The following is a 12783-nucleotide window of genomic DNA, read 5'->3' on the forward strand; positions in this document are numbered from 1 at the left end:
TCTGCACATCGATCTTGAACGGGTGAGCCCGGCTGCCTCTCGGGAATCCCCCGATTCCAGACTCCCGTTCGGGAGAAGGAACAGCGATGACGACGACCGATCAGCCTCACGTCCGCGACGACGACAGTGACCCCACCTTGTACCGCACTCCGGCGGATGCCGTAGCCGCACCCCCGGAGAAGTTCGCCTATGTCGTAGGTTTCGCCCCGACCGCACAGCGCGCGGACGCGTTGTTCACTGTCGGCACCGAGCCCGAATCCCCCGCATACGGCCGTGTGACCTCCCACGCCGAGCTACCCGGCCTGGGCAACGAACTGCACCACTTCGGCTGGAACGCCTGCTCGAGCGCGCTGGCGCATACCGGTCATCATCACGCTGCACGGCGCTACCTCATCATCCCGGGACTGCGCTCCTCCCGGCTGCACGTCTTCGACACCGGCCCCGATCCCGCCCGCCCGCGCCTGGTCAAGGTGGTCGAGCCCGAGGAGCTGGCCACCAAAGCCGGATATTCGCGTCCGCACACACTCCACTGTGGCCCCGACGGAGTGTTCCTGTCCTGCCTGGGCGGCGCGGACGGTGCGGACGGGCCTGGCGGCGTCGCGCTGCTGGACCACGAAAGCTTCGAAGTGCTGCGCGCCTGGGAGAGCGACCGCGGACCTCAGTGGCTCGCCTACGACCTCTGGTGGCATCTGCGCCAGAACATCGCCGTGACCAGCGAGTGGGGGACCCCCTCGATGTACGAGGACGGCCTTGTCCCCGAACTGCTGCTGGGTCGCCAGTACGGTCACTCACTGCACTTCTGGGAGCTGGACTCCGGCCGGCACCTGCAGCGCGTCGACCTGGGGGATGAGAACCAGATGGTGCTGGAGCTGCGTCCCGCGCACGACCCCGAGGCGACGTGGGGGTTCGCACACACCGTGGTCAACGTGGAGGACCTGTCGGCGTCGGTGTACCTGTGGAACCGGGAGGGCGAGGACTTCGTGGTCCACAAGGTGATCACCATCCCTGCCGAGCCCGCGCAAACGGAGGACCTGCCCCCAGCGCTGCAGCCGTTCGGCGCCGTGCCCCCATTGATCACCGACATCGACCTGTCGGTGGACGACCAGTGGCTGTACGTGTCCGCATGGGGAACCGGCGATCTGCACCAGTACGACGTGAGCGACCCGTTCCATCCGAGGCCGACCGCGTCCGTGCGTCTTGGCGGCATCGTCAGCCGACAGCCACATCCCGCCGAGCCGGACACTCCGCTGACCGGCGGAGCACAGATGGTCGAGCTCAGCCGCGACGGGCGGCGCGTGTACCTGACGAACTCCTTGTACGGCACCTGGGACGCGCAGTTCTATCCGGCGGGAATCGACCCGTGGATGGTCAAACTCGACGCCGACACCTCGCACGGCGGGCTCTCCGTCGACAGCCGCTTCTACCCGCACGGCCCGGATTTCCTGGGCTTGCGCGTGCACCAGACGCGCCTGCAAGGCGGCGACGCCTCCTCGGATTCGTACTGCTACAGCCGCTGAGTCGACGGCCGAACATGACGGTCGCCGACTTCAGGATCCCGCCGAGGGGTCAGGGGAACATGGAGCGCGGTCCCAACAGCAGCGAGGCAAGGCGCAGATACGCCTTGTACGCGTCGGGGGTCAGCCAGGACAGTTCGACCGTGCTGCCCATGTTGAGATGGTTGTCACGCGGCACGTTGACGACTCCGCGGCAGCGTGAGCTCAGGCCCATGATGCTGACGGAGTCGAGTGTCCAGCCGGCCGCGGGGCGGCTGTGGTTGAGGACGACGACGGCCTCACGAACCTTGTCGGGCATGTTCAGGGTCACCAGACGGTCCATGGCCTGCTGCGCCTGTGTCACTCCCGCGGGATCCGCACGCGAGACGATGACCACACGGTCGGACTCCTTGAGCACCGCCGGCGTGAACTTGTCCGAGTCGACCAACGTCAGGTCGAAATACGTCTGGGTCGTGCGTGCCACCCGGCGGAAGTCGTAGTCCGTGTACTGGCCCACGGCCGAAGTGCGGGACACGGAGTCGTTGGCGAGCACGTGGAGCCCCGAGCGGTGGGGCGACAGGAAGAGCTGGAGATCCTCGAAGTGGCGTACGTCGTGCAGTGACTCGGCCAGGTCGGACAGGCTGGCCAGGGTGTTGCGGAACACCCGGTTGCCGATACGGACCTGGCTGCCCGTATGCCGGTCGGCATCGATGGCGAGCACCCGCTCCTGGCGCTGATCGGCCAGTACAGCACCGAGCACCATGGTGGTCGTGGTGCAGCCGACGCCGTCCTTGACTCCCACGAGCGCGATGCGCAGGGGGTGCAGCAGAGGCGCCCGGATGGTCTCGATCCACTGATCGCGGTGGTCCTCCTCATACTCCGCGGCCTCCGGCTCGGGCGCGACGGCGTCGTCGGAGGCATCCGCGTCCCGCTCCACGTCCTCCCACTCGACGCCGTCCGGGAGCAGCTCCCCGAAGGCGTCCGCCACCTCACGGGCGGTCGGCCGCCCCGCCGGCTCGGGCTCGACGCAGCGCAGCAACAACTCTCTGATCGACTCGTCGAGTTCCGCGAGCTCCGGGCTCCGCCTCAGCGCCTCGCCCTCGTACCAGGGCCACGCCCGGCCGGTCGCGGCCTGCAACAGGATGCAGCCCAGGGAGTACACGTCACCCGCCGCGATCCGGGACTCCCCCCAGTACGTCACCTCGGGGGCTCGATAGGGGGAGCCGGCCGGCGTGGACGGCGTCGACGCGCTCCACGCGCCGTCGATGCGCGCCGACGTCCAGCCGATGAGATGCAGCGTCGACTCGGTGACCAGCACGGTGCCGGGGGTCAGGGCGCCGTGCACGATGCCCTTGTGGTGGCAGCGGGTCACCGCCCGCGCCAGATTCCAGCCCAGCCACGTGAACAGCGGTGTGCCGGGCTGTGCCCCGGCCGTCTCGAGCACGGCACGGAGTGTGGGCGCGGGCAGACCGCCGCTCAGCGTGTCCAGGCGCAGGGCGAGCCACGGAGTCGCACCGTCCAGGTCGCTGCGGACCACGGCGGGCGCGTACATCCCGTCCATACGGCGCAGCGCGCGTCGCTCCACATCGAGCAGTTCCCGTGCGACAGGAGAGGCGAAAGAGTAGGACACCCGTAGCAGCACCCGCTGCCCGTCCTCGTCCTCTCCGATGTACGCGGTGGGTTTGCCGCCCGTTCCGTCGCGCTGCAGCAGGTTGTACGGGCCCAGGGAATGCAGGTCCTGGAGTCGCAGTGGCAGCCAGGACGGGGCCGTCTCCAGGCCCGACGGCAGCCGCACCGCCTCGTATTCAGTGGTCTGCGGCGGTGCGAGGGCCATCGGTTTGGCGCCGAGGTGGGTGAGGAGGCGGTCCTCCAGCCACGCGAACGGCCGTGTTCCGGGCAGCAGTTCGCCGGTGCCGGAAGGATGGGCGAGCCAGGCGGGGAAGTCGGGTGAGCGGCCCACCAGGGTACGCAACCGCTCGGTAACGGCCCGGGTGGTGCGCAGCAGATCGATCGGGGACGCGGTGTCGAGCAGGATCTCCTGGGCGTCGCTGGGGAAGCCGAACCTGCGGTGCTGGGCCGGCATCCGCTCGTCGACCGGATCGACCTGTCGCATCAGGCCGCCCAGGAACACTTCGGCCAGATGGGCGGTGTCGGCCCGCCACGGCACGGCGGCCTGGACCAGACGCATGACGGGCACCGTGAGCGGGGACACGGCGGCGAGATGGGCGGCCAGCCGGTAGGCCTGGGGCGACGCGGCGTCGCGGAATCTGAGCACGGCGTCCGCCGCGCCGCCGCCCCGGGTGTCGGCACCATGCCGCGCGGCCGTGGCCTGCAAGGGGGCCAACAGTGGCAGTTCCGTGCTGCCGCCCGGCGAAGCCACCAGCCGCGCCCATGCGGCGACCGCGGGGGGATACGGTTCGAGTACGGGTACCGGGACTCCGGGGAACTCGTCGCCGAGCCCGGGCGGCAGCAGGGGGTCGGCCACCTCCCAGGTGTCGTTCGCCGCGCCCCGCCGCCGGGTCGTCACCAGCCATGGCTCCGAGCGGATGCCCGACCCGTCCCACATATGGGAGGGCAGCGCGTGCATGATCGCCGTCGGCCCCTGGTGCGCCCAGCGTTCCAGCGTCGCGTGCAGCCGACCGTCCCGCCAGCAGGCGCCGACGCCGTCGCTGATCACCAGCACCAGCGTGCCGCCCGAGGGGTCGACGACCGACGCGGGAGGGAGGAGCGGGGAATGCGGATCGAAGGGGCGGGAGCGCAGCAGCGGGGCCCCCGCCGATCGGGTGTCCAGACCGTGCACACGGATGTCGCGGAAGGCGCCCAGGCGTTCCAGGAGAGCACGCAACTCCATCGCGAGTCGCCGCCACAGCAGCATGGATATGCCGTCGTCGATCAGCAGGGCGAGATCGAGCCAGCGCTGCCGGGCCGGGCGGGTCACCACATCGGGCAGTCCCGTCTCGGCCATGGCGGACGCCGTCGCCTCCTCGTCGAACTCCCGCTTCAACGGCCCCGGTTGGGGCTGCTTCAGCAGGCGCAGCGAACGGCTGAGGCGGAGTTCGTCCGCACCGAGCGCCTTCTCCTCCGGCACCCGAACGGGCAGCGCGCCCTCGCCGGGGGCGCCGCGCGGCACCGGTGCGGCGAGGTCGGCGAACTCGGGCGCACTCCGCGCGGCCGCGGCGGCGTGCAGCGCGCCCAGAAGCTGGGCGGGGGGCGGCGGCTGGGCCGGTGCCGCGGGCGCTGGGGAGCCCCGCTCCGCCGGGGCGGTGCCGTCCGCGGGACGCGAGGTGTCCGCGGCGCCCCTGCCCGGCGGGGGCGCGGAATCCGCGGCCAGCGCGCTCGCGAGCGGTGCGCCGGCTCCAGCCGGAAGCCGCGCCGCCAGCCACAGGGTGTCGAGCAGCTCATGGATCGACAGCTCGTGCCCGGCCAGTCTGCCGAGCCCGCTGAGCGGAGGGAGGACCGACGGCTCCCCACGGCCACTCCGTACACCCGGAGTCCCTGGGCGGAGGTCTCGGGACATGCCGTTGCCCGAGTCAGCCAGATCGCCTGGGCCGCCCGGGTGACTCGGGCCGCTTCCGTCGCCCGGCCCGCCCTGGCCGCGGTCCCCGTCGCCCTCCGGCCCGGAGCCGCCCGGTTTCCAGCCGCCCCCGGGCACGCTAGACCATCCCGCCAAGGCGGTGCAGTACGGCGTCCAGCAGGCCGTCGGCGTCCAGATCGACTCCGCCCTTGCGCAGGAACACGGCGTTGAGCAGCTGGTCCGTGGCCAGCTCACCGGGTGCCCTGCGGTTGAGGAAGGCGTGCAGCAGGTCGTCCACGTCGGCCAGCGCCCCCTCACCAAGGTGCGCGGCGACGATGTCCCGCAGCCGGGCCTCGTCCGGGTCCGGCAGATCGAGCCGTACACAGCGGCGCATGAAGGCGGGCGGGAAATCCCGTTCCCCGTTGCTGGTGATCACCACGACGGGGAACTCCCGGCACCGCACCACACCGCGGGTCACCGTGACCCGCTCACCCCCCGAACCATGGGTCAGCACCGGCACCTCCGACTGGGCCTCCGGCAACCGGGACAGCTCCAGGATCTCGAACTCGCCCTCCTCGAACACGGTCAGCAGATCGTTCGGCAGATCGACGTCGCCTTTGTCCAGCTCGTCCACGAGCAGGAGCCGCGGCCGGTCACGCGGCACCAGGGCGGTGCCCAGCGGGCCGAGCCGGACGTAGGTGCCGATGTCCGGCTCGGCCTCCCCGCGCTCCTGGCGCAGATGTGTCTCGCGCAGCCTGCCGATCGCGTCGTACCCGTACAGCGCGTCCTTGAGGACCGAACGGCTGTTGACCGGCCATTGGAGGACCGGGCCGAGGGACAGCTCGTGGGCGATGGCGTGCGCCAGCGAAGACTTGCCGGTGCCGGGGTGCCCGGTGACCAGCAGCGGACGGCGCAGATGCAGGGCGGCGCTCACCACATCGGCCTCCGTGCGCCCGATCAGATACGGGCGGTGCCGCGTGCGGCTGCCCGTCCCGTCGCCGAACTGCCGCCAGGGCGGCGCCTCGGGGAACTCCACCTGCCGGGCCACGCGGTCACCGCGGAACAACCGCCACCCGTCGGTCTGCTGCGTCATCCTGTGCGCTCCGTTCCTTCCGATGGGTCGGCGAGTTGGAGTTCGTCCGGCAGCGGCAGCCCGATGTCCTCCCACACCAGGGCGGGACGCGCGGACACCGCCCGGTTGGCGTAGGCATGGACCCTGAAGTGCCGTACGCGCTCCGGAAGTCCGTCGACAGGACCGTGCGGGGCCAGGGAGTCGAGCGGGTCACTGTCGTCCGGACCGGGGGCGGCTCGGTCCCACAGCACGACCGGAACCCCCATCACCAGGCACACGGGCAGTAACTCACCGCGGAGCTCGGTGCTTCCATGCACAAGGACGCGGGCAGTGTCCCGATGGGTTGTCTTGAGCAGCCCGATCAGTCCCGCTCTGCCACCGATCCTGTGGTCCGCGAGCAGGGTGTCGCTCTGGTGGCGGGAGTTCCATCGCCGCTCGAGGTCCGCGTGGCCGGTGCGCGAGCGCCGCCGGATCTTCGGGCACCGCAGCACGAGGTGAAAGTCCTCGCCGAGCGGCGCGGGTATGTACTCGTCGGCGCCCGCCCCGTCCCACTCGTCCAGCGCGAGCTCCAGGGCGTCCGGCGGCACCGACACGGCGACCAGCGCGACTCCGCCCCCGGCACCTTCCGCGCCACCGGCCACCTCCCGGATCAGCCGGGCGATCTCCCGACCGGTACGCGGGCGATCGGATTCCGTGGCGGCGCGCGCGGGAGTGCCGTCGGGGCGCAGCCGCCACACCGAGCACCGGTAGTGGCCGACAGGGTCCTTGGCGTACCGGTCCAGCTCCACCAGCACCCGGACGCCGGCCGGCGCGGTCCGCCGGGACCAGCGGTCCGCGTCCCCCCGCCGCTCCTGCAACGCCGACGAATGAATCCCGAGGCGGGTGGCGACCCGGCTGCTCCACTCCCGCAGCGCCTGCCGGGCCAGGTCGCCGGACGTCTCGGCAGCAACGTACTCGACGACCCGTAGCAGAGCCGGCAGACGGGGCGTCTCGTCGGGGACCGGCGACCCGTCCCCGTACCAGCTCTCCAGCTCGCGTACGACCCCGGGCACGGCGGAGGGCACGAGGCGGGCCGCCTGCAGCGAGCGCGGCAGGTCGACGTAGGGCAGCGCGGCGGTGGCGGCGCGGCACAGCAGGCCCGGATCGTGCTCGGTGAGATACTCCAACTTGCCTACCAGTGCCCGGTGTTCGGGCACCGACAGCAGACGGGCGGCTTCCGTGAGCCGGCCGAGGGCCAGCAGCCGGTCGAGCTCGGCCCGGCCGCGCGAGTCGTCCGTCACCTTGGGCGCGAGCGACTCGGCGAGCGTGGGCAGCGCCCGCTCGGTGCCGCTGAGCAGCAGCGCCAGCTCCTCCACGGTCGGCGCGCTCCCGTCCGCCGGAGCCCGCAGGCCGAGCTGGGCGGCGAGCACGGTGGCGTGGTCGGCGCGCGCCCGAGGGTCGCCGAGCAGACCGTGCAGCGGGCCGACCATCATGTCGCGCACCGACTCGGCCTCGGCGAGGGTGGCGGCGGACCGCTCCCGCGAACCGTTCACGTGGCCTTCGGGTGCCGCACCCACCCGCGCCAGCTCCCGAAACACCGACTGCCAGCCGAGCCCCCAGCTCCGCCGTACGGTGTGCTGCGCCGAAAGGGCCCCGTCGGGCGCGGTGATCCGGCCCATGACCAGCCCGACGGCCGCCTGGTCGGTCACCGACCACAGGGGCCCGCCGCTGTAGCCCTCATCGACCGCGGCGCCCGACAACTGCCCGTCGAGATAACAGATCCGGCCGTCGTACGCCCCCACCCGGGCGTCGGCGTACGAGAACGGCTGCCCGCCCCCGTACCAGGCCCGCACCTGCTGGCCGCGCTCCATCTCCAGCCAGCGCACCGGGCTCACCGGCGGCGGCGGTTCATCGTTCAGCTCGAGGACGGCCAGATCGCCGTCCCACTCCAGGGAACCGTCGGGGACCGGGCCGTACTGCGGCGAGCGCGGCGGTATCCAGGCCACCAGCCGAGCCGGGTGCACGTCCGAGGCGGACAGCACCGGGAAGGACACGTCAAGCGTGACCTTCCCAGGATTGTGCGGGCTGAGACTGCGCAGCCCGAGCGCCGCATTGATGACATGGGCGCAGGTCAGCAGCCTGCGGCCGGCCAGGTAGACGCCCGCGCCCGCGGTACGGCCGCGATCCGTGGACAGGACGCGCACCAGCGCGCCGCGGGCATCTCTGGACGAGGGGTCCTCCGGCGACGTGAACCAGGTCGTCACGGCTCGGTCCGGCGGGGTAGCTGCCAGGTAGCCGAAATGGTCATGCTGGCCTGGCCGTTGACGCCGACGATGCCGATCTTGAGGTCCTGTCCGATCTGGATGCCGAAGTCGACGGAGATTTCGTTCGGCGGGTCGGGTATTCCCCGGATGGAGTCGTGCACCTGTTGCAGTACGGGCCCCAGGGGGCTCAGCACGCTGCGCAGGCCGTCCGTCGCCAGCGACGCGACGCGCGCGCCGCGGCCGACCGGCACCACCCCGGAGATGCCGCCCGGCAGATCGGCATCCGCCGCCGGGCCGGCCGGCTCTTCTCCCGCGGCAGCGAGTTCGAGCCTCACCTGCGCCCCGTCGTCGAGGGTGAACTCCATGTAGTCGTAGTGCGGCACAGAGGCATTGTGCCGGTCGATGTCCCTTGGAGGCAGGCGAGTTGAGGAATCGGGGCGAGGCAGTGGCATGCGGATCTGGCGCCCCGCGCAGAAGACGTCGGGTACGAGGCTGTGTCCGACGATGCCACGTGGGCCGCCCGACGGGACCGGACAGGCCCTAGGGGGTTTCTGATGGATCTCCGCGGCGTCGCGACGCCCGGCACGCACTCTCGCCGCACCGGACAAAAGCCCTAGTAGCTCCTCCCCCACGCTCGGCTTCGCTCGCGCGGGGGGACCCCCATCGAGGACTTCCGCCCGGCACGCCGAGAGCACGCACCGAACGCCGCTCCTTCTTCCACGGAGATCCATCAGAAACCCCCTGGGTCGGCTCCCACCTCGCGGCGTCCGCGCGGCCACACATGGACCGGACGCAAGCGGGCGCCGCTCCCCGCATCGACTAGCGTCGTGTCATGACCAGCAACACCGCCGGCACCCTCGCCGAAGCGCTCTCCGCCGGGCCCGTCGTCCTCGACGGCGGCATGTCCAACCAGCTCGAATCGGCCGGGCACGACCTGAGCGACGAGCTGTGGTCGGCACGGCTGCTCGCGGAGCGTCCCGAGGCGATCGTCGAGGCGCATCTCGCCTACTTCGAGGCGGGCGCGGACGTGGCGATCACGTCCAGCTACCAGGCGACGTTCGAGGGCTTCGCCAAGCGTGGGATCAGCCACCGGCGGGCGGCCGAACTGCTCGGACTGAGTGTGGAGTTGGCCCGGGAGGCCGCGCGCCGGGCGGCCTCCGAGGGCGTCACGCGGCCTCTGTGGGTCGCCGCGTCGGTCGGACCCTACGGCGCGATGCTCGCGGACGGCTCGGAGTACCGGGGCCGGTACGGGCTGAGCGTCGGCGAACTGGAGCGGTTCCACCGACCCCGCCTGGAGGTGCTGGCCGCCGCCGCGCCCGACGTGCTCGCCCTGGAGACCGTGCCGGACGCCGACGAGGCACGGGCTCTGTTGCGGGGTGTGGGCGGGCTGGGCGTACCGGCGTGGCTGTCGTACAGCGTCGCCGGCGACCGTACGCGGGCCGGGCAGCCCCTGGAGGAGGCGTTCGCCCTGGCCGCCGACGCGGACGAGGTGATCGCGGTCGGAGTGAACTGCTGCGCGCCCGAAGACGTGGACGCGGCCGTCGCCACCGCGGCGCGGGTGACGGGGAAGCCGGTCGTCGTGTACCCGAACAGTGGCGAGGTGTGGGACGCGGAGGCCCGTGCGTGGGCCGGGCGATCCACGTTCACCACGGAGCAGGTCGCCGGGTGGCGACGGGGTGGGGCTCGGTTGATCGGGGGGTGCTGCCGGGTGGGGCCGGGGGCGATCGCGGGGATCAGGGAGACGCTGGCGTCGGCGTAACGGGTTTTCGCCACCTCCAGCCCTGCGCGTGCGGTGTTCTACGGGTCGGGTCCGACCGTTGTCCTATGTCCTATGCCCTATGCCCTACGGGCCCGGTTCCGACCGTCACGTTCGGCCGGAGCCGCTCGCCGGGCTCGGTGTCGTCAGGGCCGACGGGCGCCGCCGGAGCGACGGAAGCGGCGTACGGCGGACAGTGGTGCCGTACCGCGCGTGGGCGAGTCGGGGCCGGGGCGCGATGCCGGGGTGGACTCCGGAGAGCCGACCGGTTGACCGGAGGGTTTGCTCAACTCGGCGTCCCACAGGACGAGTTCTCGATCACGCGGTCCGTGGACCGTGCGCGGTTCACCGATGCCGAGTCCGCCGAAGACTTCACCGGTGCCGGATCCGCTGGATCCGCTGGATCCGCTGGATCCGCTGGATCCGCCGAAGACACCGACCGGGTGCGAGGCGTCCCAGGCGGCCCACCCGGGGTCGCCCTCCACCGCGAACCGTACCCACGCCGAGTGCATCGCGTCGGCGAGCTCCTGCGGGGCGCCCGCACCCGCCAGCTTCGCCGACTCCGGTACGTCGGCGGTGTCGAAGACGAAGCCCAGCTCCAGGGCGTGGCAGGCACCGAGGTCCGGCACGTTCGACGGCCAGGCGAACTCGTAGACGTACGCGGGAGATTGGCCCCTTCGCGCGTCGGCCAGGCGGTGCAGTGGGACCCGCAGGAGGTGATCAGTGACCATCTGGCCCACGAGGTCCGCCGTGCCCACGTCCGGATGGATGGCGCGGTAGCCGCGGGGCACCTCGTGGCCGCAGTGGCAGCGGGCCATCGCGCCGGCCAGGGCGACGGGGCCGAGCCGGTCGACGCGCTCCAGGAGGCCGCCGGGCACCAGCCACAGCCGGTACTCCTCGCTGGTCCAGCCCAGGAGGAGGTCGACGTCCGGCGCGGCGCCCTCGACGAGGGCCTCCAGTGGGTCGCGCGGGACCAGGTCGCCGTCCACGACGATACCGAAGGCGGGTCCGCCGAGCACCGGGCTGCTGAGTTTCCCCACGTCGGCCTGGGTGCGCAGAAGCAGGTCGCGGTTCACGGCGGCGAACGCCTCCGCGGTCGCCGGGATCTTCAGCCGGGTGGCCATCCTGCGCACCATCCGGCGCACCTTGTCGCGGTCGCTCACCTCGGGCGGCCCGCTCTGCAGAACGGCACGATGGAAGAGGCCCGCGGCGCGCGGACTGGCCAGCAGGGCGCCGATGCTGATGGCGCCGGCCGACTCGCCGAAGACGGTGACCCGGTCGGGGTCGCCGCCGAACCGCGTGATCGCCTCACGCACCCACTCCAGCGCGGCCAGCTGGTCGCGCAGCCCGGGGTTGGCGGGCACGTCGGGGAAGAGGCCGTAACCCTCCACACCCAGGCGGTAGTTGATGGACACCAGGACGACTCCGTCGCGGGCGAAGGAGTGCCCGTTGTAGACCGGCACAGCCGAGGAACCGCGGGTCAGGGCCCCGCCGTGGATCCACACCATGACGGGGAGCCGGGCACCCGGTCCCGGCTCCGGTGTCCACACATTGAGGTTGAGGCAGTCGTCGCCGGGCACGACGGGGTCGGCGAGGAGCCGTGCGAACGCCTCGGAGTACGGCGGCTTGGGCGGCGTCGGTCCGAAGGCGCCCGCGTCGCGCACACCGTCCCAGGGTTCGGGCGGCGCCGGGGGCCGGAAGCGGTGGGGGCCGAACGGCGGTGCCGCGTAGGGGATGCCGCGGAAGACGGCGATCCCGTTCTCGTACCGGCCGCGCACCGCCCCGTAGGGGGTGCTGACCACCGGGTCCTTCGTCTCCGAAACCGAGTCCACCGCGCGCACCGCCATGCGACCACCAGCTCCTCGCCGACTCACAAACCGTTCACATCAGAGCATCACATCACTTCCGGGTATTCCTTCGGACGTCATTCCGGCGGACGTCGTCTCTGTGGCCGTGAGCGGCCCTGTTTGGCGCACATCAAAGCGGCCTCAGTACCGTTTCGCCCCACTCGGATTCGGCAGCGAGTTCGCCGTCGGGCCCGGCACCGACTACCCCTTGGAAACCCAGGTGATGCCGCCCAGCAGATGTGCCCGGAAGTCCGGATCGTCGTAGGCCTCGGAGGCGTGCCCGAGGGCGGTGTAGAAAACCTTGCCAGCACCCTGTTCGCGGCACCACACCAGCGGATGGTCGTCGCCCATGCCGCCCCCCTCGTACGAGGATTCGTCGGAGGAGGCGAGCACGCGCACCGAACCACGCGGGCTGGCCCGGAAGTCGTACCACTCGTCCGTGAACTCCCAGACGGGCGGCAGATGTCGGGTCGCCGGATGCTCCCGGTCCTCGACGACGGCCTTGCCCGGCTGATACTCCGGGTGCCGGTCGAAGCGCGCGCCGAGCAGCTCGCCGTAGTAGGGCCAGTGGTACTCGGTGCACGCGGCCGCGTGCACCCCGACGAACCCGCCGCCTCCCTCGACGTAGGCCGCGAGACGGTCACGCCCTCGCGGAGTCAGCACATCCCCGCTCGTGGAGAGGAAGACGACCGCGGCGTACGCGTCCAAGGGCCCCTCGAACGCCGCGGGGTCCTCGGTGGCGTCGACCTCGAACTCTCCGAGGGTGCGTACGGCGGCGATGGCGTCCGGGATGGAGTCGTGCCGGTAACCCGTGGTGCGGGTGCAGACGAGCAGGCGCGGGGGCATGGCCCGAGCCTA

The 12783-nt window shown here is 71.9% G+C and carries 8 protein-coding genes; 2 read left to right on the forward strand and 6 right to left on the reverse strand.

Annotated elements, in window-relative coordinates; all coding sequences use genetic code 11:
• The first annotated feature begins 86 nt into the window (after positions 1-86).
• A complete protein-coding gene (locus tag IEY95_RS47235) occupies positions 87-1517 on the forward strand; it encodes a selenium-binding protein SBP56-related protein (protein ID WP_189192518.1) in 1431 nt (476 codons plus the stop codon).
• A gap of 49 nt (positions 1518-1566) precedes the next feature.
• Here the strand turns inward: IEY95_RS47235 and IEY95_RS47240 are convergent, their stop codons facing one another.
• The 4 genes from IEY95_RS47240 to IEY95_RS47255 form a co-directional block, all read right to left on the reverse strand.
• A complete protein-coding gene (locus IEY95_RS47240) occupies positions 1567-5010 on the reverse strand; it encodes an SAV_2336 N-terminal domain-related protein (protein ID WP_189192519.1) in 3444 nt (1147 codons plus the stop codon).
• A 136-nt stretch (positions 5011-5146) separates the two neighbouring features.
• On the reverse strand, positions 5147-6100 hold the full coding sequence (locus IEY95_RS47245) for an AAA family ATPase (protein ID WP_189192520.1): 954 nt from the start codon (positions 6098-6100) through the stop codon (positions 5147-5149).
• On the reverse strand, positions 6097-8322 hold the full coding sequence (locus IEY95_RS47250; protein WP_189192521.1) for a VMAP-C domain-containing protein: 2226 nt from the start codon (positions 8320-8322) through the stop codon (positions 6097-6099). Before IEY95_RS47250 ends, IEY95_RS47245 begins: the two co-directional genes overlap by 4 nt.
• Complete coding sequence (locus IEY95_RS47255) at positions 8319-8705, reverse strand: CU044_2847 family protein (RefSeq protein ID WP_189192522.1); 387 nt, start codon at positions 8703-8705, stop codon at positions 8319-8321. The genes IEY95_RS47250 and IEY95_RS47255 overlap by 4 nt, the downstream gene beginning before the upstream one ends.
• Positions 8706-9154: 449 nt before the next feature.
• Here IEY95_RS47255 and mmuM point away from each other — a divergent pair, with 449 nt between their 5' ends.
• Positions 9155-10081, forward strand: a complete 927-nt coding sequence (mmuM, locus tag IEY95_RS47260) for a homocysteine S-methyltransferase (RefSeq protein ID WP_189192523.1) — start codon at positions 9155-9157, stop codon at positions 10079-10081.
• Positions 10082-10224: 143 nt separating this feature from the next.
• On the opposite strand, the gene IEY95_RS47265 is transcribed toward mmuM, so the two are convergent.
• Positions 10225-11925, reverse strand: a complete 1701-nt coding sequence (locus tag IEY95_RS47265) for a carboxylesterase/lipase family protein (RefSeq protein ID WP_189192524.1) — start codon at positions 11923-11925, stop codon at positions 10225-10227.
• Positions 11926-12126: 201 nt separating this feature from the next.
• Positions 12127-12771 (reverse strand): ThuA domain-containing protein, encoded by a 645-nt coding sequence (locus IEY95_RS47270; RefSeq protein WP_189192525.1) that lies wholly within the window; start codon positions 12769-12771, stop codon positions 12127-12129.
• Between the last annotated feature and the right edge of the window lie 12 nt (positions 12772-12783).

It is taken from the genome of Streptomyces albiflavescens, assembly GCF_014645835.1.
In the GTDB taxonomy this organism is placed as follows: domain Bacteria; phylum Actinomycetota; class Actinomycetes; order Streptomycetales; family Streptomycetaceae; genus Streptomyces; species Streptomyces albiflavescens.

Coding starts and splice junctions, on each gene's coding strand:
- IEY95_RS47270 (WP_189192525.1), bottom strand. CDS start 12,771: ATGCCCCCGCGCCTGCTCGTCTGCACCCGCACCACGGGTTACCGGCAC.
- IEY95_RS47235 (WP_189192518.1), top strand. CDS start 87: ATGACGACGACCGATCAGCCTCACGTCCGCGACGACGACAGTGACCCC.
- IEY95_RS47265 (WP_189192524.1), bottom strand. CDS start 11,925: ATGGCGGTGCGCGCGGTGGACTCGGTTTCGGAGACGAAGGACCCGGTG.
- IEY95_RS47240 (WP_189192519.1), bottom strand. CDS start 5,010: ATGTCCCGAGACCTCCGCCCAGGGACTCCGGGTGTACGGAGTGGCCGT.
- IEY95_RS47245 (WP_189192520.1), bottom strand. CDS start 6,100: ATGACGCAGCAGACCGACGGGTGGCGGTTGTTCCGCGGTGACCGCGTG.
- mmuM (WP_189192523.1), top strand. CDS start 9,155: ATGACCAGCAACACCGCCGGCACCCTCGCCGAAGCGCTCTCCGCCGGG.